This window comes from Niveispirillum irakense DSM 11586, from assembly GCF_000429645.1.
Taxonomy (GTDB): Bacteria; Pseudomonadota; Alphaproteobacteria; order Azospirillales; family Azospirillaceae; genus Niveispirillum; species Niveispirillum irakense.
In genome coordinates this window covers 122,195-139,786 of sequence record NZ_KE386936.1, presented here as the reverse complement: position 1 = coordinate 139,786, position 17,592 = coordinate 122,195, and the positions used below count along the sequence as shown (strand labels likewise).

The window sequence follows — 17,592 nt, the reverse complement described above, 5'->3', positions numbered from 1 at the left end:
TCCTTCAGAAAGTAAATATCCGTGCCGACCGACCACCTGCCCCCGACGTCCGAGCCATCCGGAGTCACCTGTCGTCTGTGTGGTCACCCGGCCCGCACGGCCTTCAAAGGCCGGGTTCTTGGTCGATACGATGTGACATATGCCGTCTGCGGGCATTGCGGGTCCCTGCAGACAGAGAGGCCATACTGGCTGGAAGAAAGCTATGCCGGTGGGAATTTAGCGACGCTGGATACGGGCGCCGGCCAACGTGTGCTGAACAACTGGGCACTCACCCTGTTCACCGCCCGTATCCTGGGTGCCCGCCGCCTGCTGGATTTTGGCGGCGGGGACGGGCTGCTCTGCCGGTTGCTGCGGGACAGCGGTCTGGATGCCTGGACAACAGACCGGTTCGCCAAGGCCACCTATGGCATTGGTTTCCAGCAGGAGCCGGCAGGACCTGTCGACCTGCTGACGGCGTTCGAGGTTGTCGAGCATCTGGCCAACCCCGAAGCCGATCTGCCCGGCCTGCTGGCCACGGCACCCCAGGCCTTCCTGGGGACGACCTGCTTCTACACGGGTCAGGGGGCGGACTGGTGGTACCTGACACCGGAAACCGGACAGCATGTTTTCTTCTATAGCCCCAAGGGGCTGGAGATCATTGCTGAACGTTTCGGCTATTCCGTCTTTTACCAGAAAGACATGTTCTTGTTCACGCGCACGCCCCTGACGGCGTGGCAACGGCTGCGGCTGCGGTTGTTGTTCAATCCCCGGAGCCTGAAATTGCTGCGCTGCCTGATCCCCCTGCTGCCAACGCCAGGGATTCAGTCCGATCTCATGACGGCAAGACAGGTGATCGACAGCAGGTCGTGAATATTGCCACCCTGGAGCCAGGCTGCGGCGCCTGGCTGTTTGGGGCCGCATTCCCGGCTTATCAGTCCAGCATTGTCCCCAAGGTTCGCTGGAAGGACACCATGTCGCGGGATCCCGTCGTGCTGATCAAAGGACCGCGAACGCCCAGCATCTGCCCGCCATCGCGCACCAGCGGCCGCCAGCCCCATCCCATGCTGCCGCGGACCGAGCGGACATAGAGCTGATCAAGGGGGATCGAAATATATATCCCTTTGTCGAAGCTCCCTTCGCCGAAATCCCTGGACGAAACATCGGTGAAGGTCGCGAAGGCGCCGACGGTGATGCCACTGTCAAAGGTGCGGGATATATTGAATGTCGCCCCGACATCCTTTGCCAGATAACGACCGACAGAGACCTGAGTATTCAAGTCTAAGCGATCGATATAGTAATAGCCGGTCAGATGGCCCGTGAGCGTGTCATAGTTCCGGAAATCAAACCACTGGTTATAATCACGCTGCCGCACCCAGTTCAGATCGGCACCGACCGCCCAGTTGCGACCAAAGGGTCGGTACAGGACTTCCCCGCCCACGCCGCCGAACATTTCATCCAGCAACCCGCCATAGAGATGACCATACCAACCCTGGGCAATGGTGAAGTTGTAATCAAGCTGCGCGTGGGTCAAAGCCGTTGTGCCCTCGGCCAGATACTCTTTGATATCCGAGCGGACATGGGGCAGCACGCTGTCGGAGGGAATGCGGAGCTTGTCGAAATTATTGTAGATATCGATACCCACCGCCCCGAAGACCGAAAGCCCGCTGCCAAGTTGCACGCTTCCGCCTACCCGCATCCACAACTGATACAGAAAGAATGCTTCCGGACGGCCGATGGTTTGGCGAAAGGCCGGCGACACGAAAAATGACGTGGTTGGATAAGAAGATGGTGCCGGGTGACTCGCCTGGTTCAGTTTCAGTGCCGGCTCCTCGAAGCGGGCACGGGACAGCACCTCCCCCAGCGACCCACGGCCCGGCGTCTCCGCATATTCCAGGTCGGTGCGCATGATGGTGGCTTCGAGCGTCTCAATGCTCTTTTCCATCAGCACGATACTGATTTCCTCAAACCGTGCAGGCAGGGTCACGGAAGCTGACCGGGCGGCCCGACCGATAGCCTGCGGAATCCGCCGGTAGCGGTTCTGGGTAAGATAAAGCCGCACGGAATAAGGCTTGTAATCGGCGGCCACCAGACCGAACCCCTGGAGCTTGAGCAGCCGCTCCAGTTCCTTCTGCTCCGCGACCGTCGGCGCACCATCCGCCGCTGACAGCACCTGTGGGCTGTGATCAACCATGACCGGAGGGGCATCGGCCACGGGGGCGGCAGAATCCGCCGGTTCCGCCATGTCTCCCAGAATACTCGGAGTGTGTCGGAGCTGCGCGGCATCAAACGTCATGCGCAGACGCTCTTGCCCCAGCTCGACCATCCGTACATGGATGCCGCCCTGCAGGTCGGGATCGGCCAGGGCAGCCCGGGTCGCCAGAGCCATCGCGGCGGTGAAGGCATCCCGGTAGGGGCTGCCGGCCACGGTCAATTCCAGCCCGGACGCCCCCTGGACGGTGTTGACAAGGCGCAGGCCATCCAACGCGGCCTGACTTGCAACTGAGATACGAACAGTTTGATCACGCGGTGAGGGCTGCGGGTCGGAGGGGGATTCTGGCAGGGGGGGGAAAGCCGATGCGGCTGCGGGCAAAAGAGCGGGGGCCGGCCGCGGCTGTAAAGGTGGCGGCGGCGGGTCCACTTTGGGAACCCGGGATTCGTCATTGAAATTGGTGGTGGTTACAACCCGGAACAGGAGTTTGTTGCCACGTTCCACGCCCAGCCCGATCTGAAGCCAGCCCCATGGCGTATATGTCACCCCCGCATTGATGGGCAAATCAACGGGTAACGCACCACCCACTTCATTGCGATAGGCGTTGCTGTCATATTCCGCCATCAAAGCCAGACCGGGAACGGGGGTCTGGTAACGAACGCCACCAAAAAGGGCAACCTGCTCCCCCCGGAAATAATTGTTCCCGAGATTGCCGACCTCTCCGCTGAAACCCGGCCGGGTTTTGAAACGGTCGGAAAACAGGCCCAGTGGATTGTCGAAATGCCCGCGTGAACCCAGTTGGCCCCAGGCCATACCGAGGGACGCATCCCAGGGGCCAAATTGTTTGTTGGCCACCACATATTCCGACTGGAAAAAGCCGGTACCGGCAATGTCGCGCATGCCGACCGACAGATCCGGCAGCCAATCCGTCTCCTTCATCAGCCGGAGCTTCAGATCGAAACCGCGATCCTTATAGGTCTGATCCCCGCTGAACTCCTCCGGACCGTACAAGGCATTGCGCACATCCGTATAGCGCAATGTGGTCTCAAGCCAGGGCATGGCCTGTAACGTTATGAAATAGCGGCGGTTGGGCCATACAAAGCTTGCCCCGCCATGGAACTGACCCTCCCGGTTCATCCGGGCCGTCGGGGTCTGGAACAGGCCGATATGGCCGTAATCATTGACAGAATATTGCGCGCCCGAGGATGTCTCCTCGGCACGCGCGGGGGACGCAACGGAAAGACACGCACCGACAGCCACTGCACCCATAAGCCGGTTACGGAAGCTCACCATGGAAACGGTCTCTTCAAGGAAGTCTGCTCCGTCACAGGTCCGGAAAGGCCCGGATGGCCGGGTCGCCCCAGGGGGGCGACCCTACACTAAACCGGTTTCAAACATGTTTGCAGGATACCGGGCCGGGGGCGGTTAGCTTTCGCCCCCTCAATTTGACAGAACAACGAGAGAGGCAACGGTCACGGCCATATCGCGCACCAGCCCGAAAACGCTCGTCGTCGTACGAAGGAAGTCGAACTTCCGCAGGTCGCGTGGCACGACAATCGTGGAACCCGGGGGCAGCGGCTTGTCATACCGGCTCCGGCTATCAAGCTTGAGCGGCACAGCTTCGCCATTGGGCAGGATCAGGAAAGCGCTGTCCAGGTCGGCATCGGGCGTGGTCCCACCGGCCAACCGGACGTAGTCTTTGGCCGTCAGTTCTGCCTGGAACAGGATGTTGGCCGGGTTCAGCACCTCGCCAGTAAGCGTGACATGGGCGGGGCGCTTGGGAATGAACAGGGTGTCTCCCGGCTCCAGAACGAAATCGAATTCCGGACGGGCAAGCAGGGCCATCGGGTCGGCTTCCACCATGACCCGGCCAACCGCTGGCGTTTCCCGAAGGCTGGTGGCCAGCGCCTGCAACGCTGGCAAGGCCGAGCGCATGGAATCGCTTTCCGTTCCGGATGCGCTCATAAGTGCCTGCGGGACTGACCGCTCCAGCTCACGCGCGGCGCGGTCAAAGGCCGCCTGCTCCGCAATACGCACACGCTCACGCGTGAAAATGGAGCCGTAGACATAGCTCTGCTCTGTCAGCCCGCCGGCCCGACGCATCAAATCCGACAGCTTTTCCCCCCGACGGATATTATACCGTCCGGGATACATCACCTCGCCCCTGATCTGCACCAGGCCAACTTCCAGTTCCGACCGCCGGGCGGGAACGCGCAGCACGTCTCCCGGAGACATCGTGCGCCCGTCCAGTTGCTGCAGGCTCAAGGAGGACCGGGATTCATTGAACAACTCGCTCAATTCCAGCCGGCTGGTATCCGCATCCAACGTAAAGCCCTTGGTGACATAGAGAACTTCGCTCAGCGGCGTACCGGGCAACAGGGGGAAGATGCCTGAACGGCGCACCGCACCCTCGACGGCGGTGGCGTGTTCCAGCGTCAGGGGCAGCATGTCAGGGTGGGTATTGAAAACAGGGGGGCAGACCGGCGGGCTGGCCGTATCGGCTTTGGCGAGGGTCGCAGTTTCAGGGGTGTCGCGCATCGTCCGCGTGGCCGCAGGGAAGCGGGTATGGACACTGAAGCTCACCGTCTCCAGCAGATTGGCCAGCCCGGCGCAGTTGGGAGGGACATTCTGGTTGGCCCGGTTATGGAGAATGTTCTGAACGACATCAGAGCCCAGGAAATCGATATCACTCTGGCTGAGAATGATGATCCGGTCATTGGCCCGCAGGGACATATCAAATTTGCCGTCCAGCGCGTCGCGAAGGCTGAACGGGATATACCGCCGCATGCGGGTGACCGGATCCTCTGTCAGCACAGCGGCGAACAGCAGATAGGGGTCCGCTTCCAACAGGCGCGGGGAACTCAACACCGTGCGCAGCGTCTTGCTCCGGGTCACGGACCGTTCACCCGGCATGCGTACGGCGCCTTCCAGGGCAATGGCCGTTTCCGGTCGGCCGACCACAACGACGTCATTGGGCTGCAGCGCCATGGACATGCTGGTCACGGCCACCACACGGTCGCGCCCGGCATCGTCCAGACGCATGACCATAATCTCGTTGCCCTGGCCGCGCTGCGGCCCGCCCGCCATGCGCATCGCCTCAGCGACAGTCAGCTGCGTGCCGGGGGCACCCATTTCAAAAATGGCGGAGCGCACCACATCACCGATCACGGCGACAGTCTGGCCCAGCGGCGGGACAATGATCTGATCGCCGTCCTGCAGCTTGAGATTAAGGGCGCTCGTCGTGTTCACCAGAAGGTCGTATATATCGAGCGATGTCGTCTCGCCATTGCGCAGCAATCGGACATTGCGCAGGCTGCCGTTACGCTGAATACCCCCGGCCGTCACCAGGGCGTCGATCACACTGGAAAGACTGGTCAGAACCAACTGACCAGGTTTTTCCACCGCGCCGCCGACCAGCACCCGTACGGACCGTACCGAACCAAGGGAAATAAACAGTTCGGTATGCTGGAATGTCGCCTCGATTCGGGCAGCAAGTTCTCCCCGCACATCTTCGAATGACCGCCCTGCAACAGGAAGTGGCGTCAGATCGGTCAAAACGATACGCCCTTCCCGGTCCACGCGGACCAGCTCGGTCCGGTTCACCTGGCCTCGTAAGGTAACCACCAATTCATCCCCAACGCCCATGATATAATCATTGGGAATGGAACCAGTGAGGATGCCGGCCGCCTGAATATTGGAGCCGGCCAGGAAATCATATCCGAAGAGTCTGACCAATGAAGAGGTGCGGCTTTGATAGTCGATTTCGACCGGCGCTATATCATCTTTATTGGCTTTTTCTTCGTTATCCGTCCCTTCCCTATCCCTGGGATTTGCGTCGGCGGAATTTTTAACCGGGTCGCGGGCGCCGTCCAATGCAGATTGGGGAGACCGCTGCGGAGCATTCGCGCCGGACAATCCGCGAGACTGCAACTCGCGCTGCACGTCCTGCATGGTAACGCCGGCCGGCAACTCTAGGGTTTGTGACCTGGCGATCGGAGCGCTCATCACGAGAGCACTGACAAGAAGAAATGTCCGTGCTACAGCGACAGGACGGTGCCGGCTTTCCCGACACCCTGACCATAGCAAACGCATCCTGATCTCCATGAATGACATACACGAGCAATGCTTAGTTGGGCGTCGGTCGGTTTTGCGGCATGGGGTGACCACCCTGGCGGCTTTACCCTTTGCCCTTACGGGATGCCAAGTGGTTAGCATCAAATCGCCCTTCTGGGCAACTGTGGCCTCGATTATGCCGGGCAGCATGGATGGAAGTCCTGTAACCCGGGCGCAGATCGACGCTCTGCCCTATGCTTCCGTTATGGCCTGGTTCGAGAATACGCCGAAAGCGTTCATGGTCCTGGGCGAGGTGACGGCGAATGGCAGCCTGGTCTGGGTGTCCTCAAACCGGCAGATCCTGGTTACCCGCGGCCCCTTTGTCGTCAGAACCGCCGGCCTGCCGGAGGATTTGACCGAGGTACGGTTCACGGATGATAGGATACCCGACCTTCTGGCTGCCCAGGGCACCCAATCCCGGCGGCGGATCGATATCCAGAAGGCCCAGCGCTTTGATATGGTGCTGAACAGCTTTTATGGGCGGGGCCGGCCGGTGGAGCTGACAATCATGGGCCAGTCCCACGCCGTTCTGGCCATTGATGAGACGGTGCAGTTGCCGGATGGAAAAAAGATAACCAATACCTATTGGGTGGATCCTGAGACAGGTTTCTGCTGGAAATCGCTACAGAATCCTGTTCCCGGCCAGCCCGCCCTCAACCTGGAAATCCTGAAGCCTTTCGCCGGCGGCCCTGCATCGCCAGCCTGAATCCGGGATGGTATAGGCCGGCTCAGTGCCGGTCTTTCCGGCCACGCCGGATCACCCAGTGCGGCAGCAGCCGTTTCAATGGTGGAACGACAACGGCCCTGAGCGCCTGATAGGCGTAATAGAAGGTCAGGCCGGGGGTGCGCAACCCATGGCTGCCCAGAATCTCCCAGCGTTGCCGGACGGACGCCAACCGCTTGGTGTCGCTGACCCCGCCGGCTGTGACGGCCGCCACCATGGTCTCCACCCGCTGGAATTTGCACCCCGCTTGCCACGCTTCCACAAAGAAGCGGTAATCTGCGGCGGTCCCGCTCATTGCAAAGGGGAACCGTTCAAGCACGCTGCGGCGGGCGAACAGGGCTTGGTGTGAACAGATCATGCCGTAAACCAGCCGTTCGGGCGGGCCGGCAAACAGGGTACGACTGTCCCCATCCGGATAGCAGAAGCGGGCGCGGCCATAGACCAGATCCGCATCGGTGGCATCCAGAGCCGGCGCCAGTGTGGCAAGGACCGATCGATCAACAAAACAATCGCCGCTATTCATGAAACAGACCCACTCGCCCGTCGCCATCCGAACGCCTTTGTTCATGGCATCATAAATGCCACGGTCACGCTCGCTGACCCAGCGATCCACCCCTTCAACGCCTGATAGCAGATCGGCAGTGCCATCGGAGGAACCACCATCGACGATGATGAATTCAACCCCCTCCCGGTCCTGGCCGCGCACACTATCGATAGTCGACCGCAACCCGTTAATATCATTATAGCAAATGGTAATTATCGAGACGCGCGGCGGCGGCGCGACCGTAAGGCTGGACATGTGTGGCGGTCCTGTCAGGCAAAAAGGCCGGTACGGTACAAGGGAAGGGCAGGAATTGGCAATGTGGATGGCGCCCGTATCCGGGCTATATGGGCGGTCTATTTTCCTGCTTTTGGCTACCCAGATGGTTGCAATGCCGCTATAAGAACGCCGATCCGCTCCGCCGACCGCGGATCGGCGCCGTCAGACTGGCTTAAATCCAGCATCCGGCCGGCAATCAGTTGTTCTCAAATCGTGTGGGGGTCACGTATATGTCTCGAAAAGTGGCGCTGATTACGGGCGTGACGGGTCAAGATGGCGCCTATCTTTCTGAATTGCTCCTGTCCAAGGGCTATATCGTTCACGGGCTGAAGCGCCGATCCTCTTCGTTGAACACAGGCCGGATCGACCATTTGTACCGTGACCCGCATGAAGAGGACGTCAATTTCTTCCTGCATTACGGCGATCTGACAGATTCGACCAATCTGATTCGCATCGTGCAGGAGACCCAGCCGGACGAGATCTACAATCTCGCGGCGCAGAGCCATGTGCAGGTCAGTTTCGAGACGCCGGAATATACGGCGAATTCCGACGCTATCGGCACCTTGCGTCTGCTGGAAGCGATCCGCATCCTGAAGTTGGAAGGCAAGACCCGATTCTATCAGGCGTCGACCTCCGAACTGTATGGCAAGGTGCAGGAGACGCCGCAGCGCGAAACCACGCCTTTCTACCCGCGCAGCCCCTATGCCGCCGCCAAGCTGTACGCCTACTGGATCACGGTGAATTACCGCGAAGCGTACAATATGCACGCCTCCAACGGCATTCTGTTCAACCATGAAAGCCCGATCCGTGGCGAAACCTTCGTGACCCGTAAGATCACCCGCGCGGTGGCGGCGATCGAACTGGGGCAGCAGGAATGCCTGTATCTGGGCAACCTGGACGCCAAGCGCGATTGGGGGCATGCCCGCGACTATGTGGAGGGCATGTGGCGCATCCTCCAGCAGCCGGAAGCGGATGATTATGTGCTGGCCACCGGGGAAACCCATCCGGTGCGCGAGTTTGTGGAGAAGGCGTTCGCCTGCCTTGGCCGCAGCATCGTCTGGTCGGGCACCGGCGTGGATGAAATCGGGACCGACCCGGCAACCGGAAAGGTTGTTGTGCGCATCGATTCCCGTTATTTCCGCCCCACCGAAGTGGACTTGCTTTTGGGGGATCCGTCCAAGGCTAAGGCCAAGCTGGGCTGGACTCATACTACGCCGTTTGACGAACTGGTCCGCAGCATGGTCGAAAGCGACCTGGCCCAGTTGCGCCGTCAGAACTGACACCAGGAAGCAGGACGATGCAGGGCTTTGATCTTACGGGCAAGCGTATATGGGTCGCCGGCCACAGGGGGATGGTCGGCAGCGCCCTTGTTCGCCGACTGGGGGCAGAGCCCTGCACCGTTTTGACGTCGGACCGGGCGGCGGTGGACCTCCGCCGCCAGGCAGAGGTTGAGGCCTGGATGCGGGACAACCGCCCGGATGCCGTGGTGGTGGCTGCGGCCAAGGTTGGCGGCATTCTGGCCAATGACCGTCTGCCGGCCGACTTTCTTTATGAAAACCTGATGATCGAGGCCAACATCATCCATGCGGCCTATCAGGCGGGTGTGGAGAAGCTGTTGTTCCTCGGCTCCTCCTGCATCTATCCCAAAATGGCTCCCCAGCCGATCCGGGAGGATTCGCTGCTGACCGGCCCGCTGGAACCCACCAACCAGTGGTATGCTGTTGCCAAGATTGCCGGGATCATGCTCTGCCAGGCCTACCGCCGGCAGCATGGCTGCGACTATATCTCGGCCATGCCGACCAATCTGTATGGTCAGGGCGATAATTTTGACCTGACCTCCAGCCATGTCATGCCGGCCCTGATGGCAAAGATCCATGCCGCCAAGACCAGCGGCGCGGAAACGGTGCCGATCTGGGGTACGGGCACGCCACGGCGGGAATTCATGCATGTGGACGATCTGGCCGATGCCCTGGTCTTCCTGCTCCGCACCTATAGCGGGGAAGAGCATGTGAATGTCGGCACGGGTGAGGATGTCACCATCCGCGAACTGGCCGAAACCATCGCAGAGATTGTCGGGTTTACCGGCCGTTTCGATTATGACAGCAGCAAGCCCGATGGCACACCGCGCAAGCTGATGGATGTCTCCCGCCTGCGCGATCTGGGCTGGTCGGCCCGGATACCCTTGGGCGAGGGCATCCGCCAGACCTATGAATGGTATCTGGCCACCCAGCCCGAAGCCGTGCGGCGCCTGGATATGGGCGGAGGGACTGGCCGGGGCTGAGACGGGCCCCGCCTCTCCCCCCCTCCCCTCTGCCGCCTGATCAGGACAGCATGACCATGATAAGGCATTGCTGCGGTGACAGGATGCGGCGGATACGGCCGATCCGGTACGGCTCCAGGGCCGGCTCATAATCGTCGGGTGATACGGCCAGGGCGCCGATGCGGTCCCCTTCCCGCTCCACCGCAATCACCAGATCACCCGGATTTCCCGGCGCCATCGTCACCGGCACCTTGCCGCAATAGGCGATACGGTCCACCCGGGTGCGCATTGCTTCATACCGGTCCTGGAAGCCAGGATCATCACCGGCGGCACCCGCGCCGGCCAGTTCCACTGCCCAGTCATCCCCGCCCACATAGCCGGGCTGGGTGGATTTCACGGCGAAGGAGACGGCCTGCGACCAGCGGTCAGTCAGATACCCTTCGGCATCGAAGCCGCACACATCCCCCTTGGCAATGGGGCCGCAGTCAGCCCGCTTCACTTCATACTCGGCATAATCGCTGCCCTGGACATTCAGCGATCCGCCGGCATTCAAGGACCGCCCGGTCAGGCTGTTCCGCCCGATCAGCATGGCGGCGGCGGCGGAGTTGTATCCCTCCTGCGCGACTGCATAAATCTCCAGTGCGGCCGTCTGGTCGGAACCGTAACTGGTCAGGATCCGGCCCCCTTCGACCACATCCCGATAAAGGGCATGGGACGAACTGCCCTGACGGCCAACGAGCAGATTGCCCGAGGCATCCAGTCGTAAGCGCTCCACCCCGCCGATGGACAGGGCCAGCCCGCCATCAGGGGCGCGGAACAGGCCGGTGGTGGATGCTGTGGAAAACCCATAGGCGGGTGACGGTGCGCCACCATCATCGGCCATCACCTGGCCAGTGAACCGGGGACCGGCAACCGGCGCAAAGCCAGCGGTCGGAATGCCTGAGTGAAAGGGGCTGAACATGGCACTCACCCATAAAAGACGATGTTGACGATGCAGTCGGACGCGGCGGCAAGGCCGATATCGGCGATCCCAGCCACCTGTCGCCCCACCGGGTTCAGTTCCGGCGCACTCCCATCCAGGATGTCCTGGTTGGGCACCATCGCCGCACCGCCCAGCCGCAGCCAGAAATGCCCGGTCGCGCTGAACAGGGCGACACGGGCACCGGTTGGCACCGCGATGGATTTCGGAACCCCGGCGGTAAGCAGGATAGCGTAGATGGTGTCAGCGGGGTTGGTCACAGGCAGCGACACGCCCATAGCGTCAACGGCCAGACAAAGGCTACGCATTGGCAATCCCTTATAAAAGAAAAGGCCCGACGGGGGACATCCCCGTCGGGCCTTTTCATGGTGACTATCGCATCACCGTAATAGGTTTTTTATCGTAAGTAAAGCTATTATTCCTTTTTACTGGACGGCCAGATTTCTCTGGCGATGCTGCCGGATGGCAGGGGCCATCGTCTGAGGAAATACAGAATCTCTCTTGATCGGCTAACGCCAAAAAAAAGACAGTACCCGCATCTGCCATTGATTCAAAAATAATAATAAACAAACTCACTTCGTCAATCATTGATGAAAAGTTATAAATAATAATAAGTGATAACTAAATTTATTACATTGCATGTGCAATAATTGGAAGTTCTCACTCCCATTGCGATGTATGGAGCCTTTGAAATGCACCACAATGACATCGGCACCCTGTACCAGATTGATGCCGACCTGCGGGCTATCCTGGAAGACATGCTGAGAATGGTCCTGCAAAAGACGGCCACCGGCACAGGTTCCATCCACCTGCGTGGCTCGGATGGTGTTGATACCCTGAGGGCTGAGTATCGTGACAATCGTGTGTTTAGCCATTGGACCAATGTAGGAGAACTCCCCTTCGATGTCGTGGCGGAAACCGGCATGGCCCGTGGTGCCGGCCCGGCCGGGCGCCGCGGCGTCACTGTGCCGGTGAAACTGGCTGGCACCATTATCGGGCGAGTTTCGCTGAGTGTTACCGCACAGGATCGGCTGGCCTGGACGGAAGCGTTGGCCCAGGTTCTGGCGCAGCAATGCACTTATCTGATGCAGCGGCATTTGGCCCGAGGCTGGAGCCGGGAGCGCTTGAATCAGCACTGGATGCTGGCGGGGATGAGCCAGGGGATGCGCCTGCTGGATGCCTTTGTGGAGCGGGCTGCCGCCAGCAGCCTGCCCGTGCTGCTCCACGGGGAGTTCGGAACGGAAATCCCCCTGGTCGCGGCGGCCATTCATGCCTGTGCGGCGCGACGGGATGGACCTTTCCTGCATATTCAATGCACGGCGGGGGAAGCAGCGGGGCCGGAATCCTGGCTGAATGCGGCGGTCGGCGGTACGGTGCTGCTGGTGGATATCGAACACCTGCCCATGGCCGCGCAGGACCGGCTGGCCCAGTATCTGGCTTTGCCCGCCATGGCAAAGGCGGCGGAAAACGGTGCGCCGGCACCGGCCCGGCTGATCGCCGCCAGTGCCGCCGATCTGCGCCAGATGGTGCGGGACGGTCAATTTTCCCGCCCGCTGCTGGCCCGGCTGGATTATCTGACAGCCACCATTCCCCCGCTGCGTGACCGGCGCGAGGACATGCGCGCCCTGCTGGCCGCCGCACTGGAGCGGCACGGGCAGAAGCCGGAAGAAAGGCTGAGCGACGAACTGGTTACCCTCTGCCAGGCCCATGACTGGCCAGATAACTGGCTGGAACTGGACCGGTTCGGGGGACGGCTGGCTGTGATGGCGGCGGGTCGGGTGATCAGCCATGCCGACATTGTGCGCCACGCGGCCTGGATACTCCCGGCAGATCGCCAGACCAGCCGGCAACAGGCCGCCACAACGGAGGCGGCCCCACCAACCCCGCCACCGGCAAATGCCCCCCCGAATGCGGGTAACGCCGGCGGGGCGGTGGTACCGTTGGCCCCCCCGCCGGCGCAGACGCCCCCGGATCACCGGTCTTTCCCGCCTGACCATTGGGTGGCGATGGCAATCAATCCCGATCCGACCCTGCTGAAGACCCTGCATCCCTGCCTGCGCCGGGCACTGGCCTTTTTGGGCCGATCTTATGCGGAGCCGGTTTCGTTGCATCAATTGGCCAGCCAGTCCCATGTCAGCGCCTCTCATCTCAGCTTTCTGTTCCGAACCGAGCTGGGCCTGTCCACCAAGACGCTACTGAACCGCATCCGCATCCACAAGGCGCAGGAAATCCTGCGCAGCCATCCCCGTTTGCCGGTGACGGAGGTGGCCCTGCAGGTGGGGTTCGCTGACCTCAGCCATTTTGAGAAAAGCTTCCGCCGCTTCGTCAACCGCACGCCGGGGCAATACCGGCGCGGGGGGTGACGAGGACACACGTCCCGGGCACGCCGATATCGGCGTGCCCGGGTGTTTGCTCGGTGGGTTATCAACAATAAAATGATCGCAATGGTATGTATTTTTACAGCGTTGTAGAATATATTTCCTAGTTAAATCTGTGTTCAACTAAATATCTTGCTTCCTCCCCTTCCTCTCCTTTTATTGCATCTAGCATCGTATCCATTCTTGCCTCCCAGGGAGCGATTTTTTTGTAATCTTCGTAACTTAGAAAAGTGTTCTTATATTGGGACATAATATTTCTTTTTTCAAAAAACGATCCATCCTTTAAAGATGCGATCAAATCGTCGCCAATTTTTAATATTAAATCGGCTACATTTTTTCTATATTTGAAAATAATATCCATTTGTAATTGTTTGTAATTGATTTCAAAATTTTTAGCAGGTCCGTCAATAAAGTAACCAACATCTAGAAATCCAGATAATATTAAATTTTCTATTGGATGCCTGAAAACTTCAGAAAATTTTCTCTGGTTAAAAAAGTTAATAAATGTATAAAATCCAGAATCACTATCTTGAATCTGTTCTGTACAGATTACATCGAAAAGAGATGCCTTAAACCATAAACCAGTCATATTCTTCGACGTGCTTGCGTAATCCATCCATTCCGTATCATTTAAAATTTGCTCTTCTATATATCCAAAATTGTGAATTGTCTTATTAAAAGCAATATTCCATTGAACTTCTTGCCATTTCGATAGGCTACTTTCACCCAAAGAACCTAAAGCTCCTGAAATTAATTTATTTGCTATTAAATATATGAACGCACGAAATTTTATATCATTATAAGTTAGTTGATCTGTTGTTTTAAATTTATTTTCAAAAATCTTGCTTAAAATAGTTTCATGAAATTTCCATATTATGGTCCTCCAATACCATGTTGTCAAAATACGAATCATTTTAGATATGCTTTTTAATTTTAACTTTTTCTTTTCCGAAATATATACATTATTATCTTTTCCTTTTAGGTATCCATATAATGACGATATATTATCATATTTTTTTTTAGAATAAAAATAAAATCCGACCAGAGTCATTGGCATATTAACCTGAGATGTGTAAATTCTGTCCAAAACTTTCATATATTTAGACAAAATTATTCCATTAACATAATCATACCAATTATTGGATATTATGTTATAGGGAATTTCTGGATCCAATTTGTCGTATGTCATCTTTCCAGCGGCTATAGATGTTCCCTTAAACACTCTTTTTTTATTCATTTTATCTTCTAATTTGTCCCAATCATTTACCTGTGTAAAAACACAAATATCATTTGTTATATAAATTGATTTTAATATTGACTCTAAATTTTTTACCCAATCACTAAAATAAATTGAAACAGGCTCTTCCGATTTTTTAGGAAAACCGGGTACCGTTCCACTAGGGTCAAAAATGCTCTCCCCGCCAAGAAAATTATTAACGGGGTCTCCAAATTTTTCTTGTATTGATTTAACAAGAAGTTGACATATTCTGTCTTTTTCCATTTTTGCATTTGCTATATTTATATGCCTTCTGGGAGGAGACACTAATTCAAATACATTTAGCGCGTCCGTTTCTACTGCCCAAACTTCCGTGATAATTTTTCCATCATCACTTTCATAAATATATTTACCTGTAAATTTATCCACTGATTTAGATTTCAAATCTGGAATTTGGCTAGCTGAAACACTCTGATCCTTGCTATATACCACAAATATTTTTGCGACATCGATGTGCAAAAAGCTAAAAACATCGCTATTATGCGAACAAAATTCTACTTCGTATCCATATGTATTATTTTTTATTTCCTCTCCACCGTTTTTAATTAAAACTTGAATTCCACTTTCTGGAAATTTGTATATAATCTCTTCATTTTCGCCTTTTCCGCCATTGTTTATAATTTCCATTTTTTATTCCTCCTGATCATAGGTGCGAAATTCCATTTCGACTGACGAATTAAGAGCTGGGCCTGGCTTCCGCCCCCTCACGCCACAGGCGGCACCCAGCCCTTCCAGGCGTCCCACCAGCATGGCGAGGGGTTGCTGGAGAGAAACCAATTGGCGCGGTTCACCCAGCCGTCGCGATATTCGAAATCCGGCGTGCCCGGCTGGCTGATGGATTGATAGAACTGCACCCGCGCGGCGGTCATTGCGTCGCAGGCGGGGGCGATGCCCTGGGCGGCGATATACTGGTTGACCAGCGCACTGGTTTCCGGCCCCGGTATGCCATCCTGGCTCGCCCCCACCAGCCCCTGCAGGCAGGAGACCGCCTGGCCCGGCCCCGATGTCCAGCCGAAATCCATGACAATGGCCACCAGCGGGCTCCAGGTCAGCTGGTTCAGGCCGGGTCCCTGATAGAATTGCGTTACGGCAATATCGGCGGCCACGGCCAGCGTGACGCCCTGCTGCATCTGGCTGGCACTCAGGCTGCAGGGATCGACCTTCAGATAGGCACCATAAACATCGGGCGTCACGCCCCGCATGGTGCCGATCAGCGTGCTGCCGCCCGCAGCGCAATTGGCATAATTGCCCGTATCATTCGGATCATCCTCCCATAGCCCTTCCCATTGGGCGATGGCAGTCTGGAAGGCGGTGGCGGGAGTGGGATAGGCCATTGTCGGAACTCCTTCTTTCACCTTTATTGACGGGTGACCGGCACAGGCGGCGTCAGGCGCCCGGCATCAGGCCGGTCAGCGCCTGTTCGGCCGCCGCCATCGCCTGATTCACCGCATCCTGGGCGGCCTGTTCCGCGTTGGTGGCACTGCTGGTGGCGCTGGCGGCGGCGGCCATGGCGGCATCCACCTCCCGCTGTGCCGCCTCCATCCAGGAAGCAGGGCCACCGCCGGACGGGATGGCAGCAGCCGACACCGCGCGCTGCACGCCTTCTTCCGCCGCGCGCATGGCGGCAACAATGGCATCCTCCGCTGCCTGCATGGCCGCACTGATCGGGTCCGGAGGGGCGGCAACCGGGGCCGGGCCACCCGGCAGATCGGGCGCGGGCGGAAGGGGAGCGGAGGCGTCGGAAATGTCGGTCATGGCATCCTCATTCCGGGAAGGGGGCATCAGATCATGGCAACCGGGGAGGCGGCTTGCCGCCGGAACAGGCGTGTGGTGATGGACCCGTCCGGCCCCAACACCAGTTCGCCGTAAAGACCATTATTCTCGATGGGGAAAAGACAGGTGGCGCCATCCTGCGCCATCTGCCCCCGGCTCGGCAGGTTCGCCGCCAGAAAGCTCTGCCAGCTCCCCATGTAATCATTGATGGTCTGCTGGGCCTGAGCGGCGTTGCCCCCGGTATAGTTGGAATAGATCATGATCGTGGCCACAGCTTCCGAAAGGCGGGCGAACCCCACCTGCTGGCCCTGGCGCTGCCAGGCCTGCACCGCCGCCGCCACCTCCCCCGGCCCCACCAGCCCGGCGACCGAGGGGCATTCCAGGGTGGAAAATAGCAGGGGCAGCAGGGTCGTCAGCGCCGTCGATGCCATCTCGGTCTGCGTGGCAGCCGGGGCGGATTGGGCCGACATCCTGGTCACATAGCCCAGGAACGCGGTGTAGTAATCCGCAAATTCCGCTGCAGTGCGCGCCTGCTGTACGGCGAACTGGGCCGCCGTCTGGTTGGTCGGGCCGGAGCCGCCGGCATCGGGGAAACCCAGCATGCCATGCAGCGTCAGGGTGGTACGCAGATCCAGTGCCTGAAACAGCGGATTTCCCGCCACGCCCAATTGCGTCAGCAGGTTCTGCACGCCGGCCAGGTCCTGGGCGGTGACCAGCTTGTTGCGCGACAGGATGATGGAAAGCTGCGCCGCCAGGGTCGGGTCCCCCGTGCCGGTTGTTTCCGCCTGGGCCAGAACCCGCAGGTCCGCCGGGTCCATCGTCTGCAATTTCACCGGGCCGACCATCAGCCCGATCATCGGCAAAACGGTATAGGGCGATCCGTGCAGGCCCTGCTGCACGCCGTCGATAAGCCGGCTCTCATCGGGAAACGCATACTGGAACCCGGATTGCCCCGCCCAATCCACCCATTCCAGCCCGCCATCGACAAATGCCATGGCAAACCGCGTGGTTTCCGTCAGGTCACCCCGCCCCATCACCGGTTTGTTCGCGATCACCAATGTCATGATACCCTCTTTTCAAC

At 58.4% G+C, this 17,592-nt stretch carries 15 protein-coding genes; 5 read left to right on the top strand and 10 right to left on the bottom strand.

Annotation, left to right across the window (positions count from 1 at the left end; translation table 11 throughout):
* The first annotated feature begins 132 nt into the window (after positions 1 to 132).
* Complete coding sequence (locus G473_RS0123825; RefSeq protein ID WP_029015162.1) at positions 133 to 849, top strand: class I SAM-dependent methyltransferase; 717 nt, start codon at positions 133 to 135, stop codon at positions 847 to 849.
* Positions 850 to 910: 61 nt separating this feature from the next.
* Here G473_RS0123825 and G473_RS29695 read toward each other — a convergent pair whose 3' ends face one another.
* Both G473_RS29695 and G473_RS28670 read right to left on the bottom strand, forming a co-directional pair.
* Entirely contained in the window at positions 911 to 3,481 is a 2,571-nt protein-coding gene (locus G473_RS29695) for a YjbH domain-containing protein (protein WP_051330672.1), read from the bottom strand.
* A gap of 147 nt (positions 3,482 to 3,628) precedes the next feature.
* Positions 3,629 to 6,451: a polysaccharide biosynthesis/export family protein gene (locus G473_RS28670; protein WP_084438615.1), complete on the bottom strand. Its 2,823-nt coding sequence runs from the start codon at positions 6,449 to 6,451 to the stop codon at positions 3,629 to 3,631.
* Here G473_RS28670 and G473_RS30695 point away from each other — a divergent pair.
* Positions 6,450 to 7,007, top strand: coding sequence for a YjbF family lipoprotein (locus G473_RS30695; protein WP_161631037.1), 558 nt, complete (start codon positions 6,450 to 6,452; stop codon positions 7,005 to 7,007). The genes G473_RS28670 and G473_RS30695 overlap by 2 nt on opposite strands.
* A gap of 22 nt (positions 7,008 to 7,029) precedes the next feature.
* Here the strand turns inward: G473_RS30695 and G473_RS29690 are convergent, their stop codons facing one another.
* Entirely contained in the window at positions 7,030 to 7,824 is a 795-nt protein-coding gene (locus G473_RS29690) for a glycosyltransferase family 2 protein (protein WP_084438613.1), read from the bottom strand.
* 251 nt (positions 7,825 to 8,075) lie between these two features.
* Here G473_RS29690 and gmd point away from each other — a divergent pair, with 251 nt between their 5' ends.
* Together gmd and fcl are read left to right on the top strand one after the other, a co-directional pair.
* Positions 8,076 to 9,125 (top strand): GDP-mannose 4,6-dehydratase, encoded by a 1,050-nt coding sequence (gene gmd, locus G473_RS0123800; protein WP_029015159.1) that lies wholly within the window; start codon positions 8,076 to 8,078, stop codon positions 9,123 to 9,125.
* A 17-nt stretch (positions 9,126 to 9,142) separates the two neighbouring features.
* Positions 9,143 to 10,126, top strand: coding sequence for a GDP-L-fucose synthase (fcl, locus tag G473_RS0123795; protein WP_035709251.1), 984 nt, complete (start codon positions 9,143 to 9,145; stop codon positions 10,124 to 10,126).
* Between the two features lie 40 nt (positions 10,127 to 10,166).
* Here fcl and G473_RS0123790 read toward each other — a convergent pair whose 3' ends face one another.
* The 3 genes from G473_RS0123790 to G473_RS30575 form a co-directional block, all read right to left on the bottom strand.
* Positions 10,167 to 11,066, bottom strand: coding sequence for a hypothetical protein (locus G473_RS0123790; protein ID WP_029015157.1), 900 nt, complete (start codon positions 11,064 to 11,066; stop codon positions 10,167 to 10,169).
* 5 nt (positions 11,067 to 11,071) lie between these two features.
* Positions 11,072 to 11,392, bottom strand: coding sequence for an NAD/NADP transhydrogenase alpha subunit-like protein (locus G473_RS0123785; protein WP_154667568.1), 321 nt, complete (start codon positions 11,390 to 11,392; stop codon positions 11,072 to 11,074).
* Positions 11,393 to 11,456: 64 nt separating this feature from the next.
* Complete coding sequence (locus tag G473_RS30575; protein WP_154667567.1) at positions 11,457 to 11,660, bottom strand: hypothetical protein; 204 nt, start codon at positions 11,658 to 11,660, stop codon at positions 11,457 to 11,459.
* 116 nt (positions 11,661 to 11,776) lie between these two features.
* Between G473_RS30575 and G473_RS28660 the strand changes: the two genes are divergently transcribed.
* Positions 11,777 to 13,447, top strand: coding sequence for an AraC family transcriptional regulator (locus G473_RS28660; protein ID WP_161631036.1), 1,671 nt, complete (start codon positions 11,777 to 11,779; stop codon positions 13,445 to 13,447).
* A gap of 118 nt (positions 13,448 to 13,565) precedes the next feature.
* Here the strand turns inward: G473_RS28660 and G473_RS30570 are convergent, their stop codons facing one another.
* The 4 genes from G473_RS30570 to G473_RS0123755 all read right to left on the bottom strand — a co-directional run bounded on the left by G473_RS30570 (position 13,566) and on the right by G473_RS0123755 (position 17,575).
* Positions 13,566 to 15,365, bottom strand: coding sequence for a hypothetical protein (locus G473_RS30570; protein WP_154667565.1), 1,800 nt, complete (start codon positions 15,363 to 15,365; stop codon positions 13,566 to 13,568).
* Between the two features lie 77 nt (positions 15,366 to 15,442).
* The gene (locus G473_RS29680; RefSeq protein ID WP_029015154.1) at positions 15,443 to 16,072 is read right to left on the bottom strand and encodes a glycosyl hydrolase 108 family protein; all 630 of its coding nucleotides are present in this window, start codon (positions 16,070 to 16,072) and stop codon (positions 15,443 to 15,445) included.
* A gap of 52 nt (positions 16,073 to 16,124) precedes the next feature.
* Positions 16,125 to 16,493, bottom strand: coding sequence for a hypothetical protein (locus tag G473_RS0123760; protein ID WP_154667564.1), 369 nt, complete (start codon positions 16,491 to 16,493; stop codon positions 16,125 to 16,127).
* Between the two features lie 26 nt (positions 16,494 to 16,519).
* Positions 16,520 to 17,575, bottom strand: coding sequence for a hypothetical protein (locus G473_RS0123755; RefSeq protein ID WP_029015152.1), 1,056 nt, complete (start codon positions 17,573 to 17,575; stop codon positions 16,520 to 16,522).
* Positions 17,576 to 17,592: the final 17 nt, after the last annotated feature.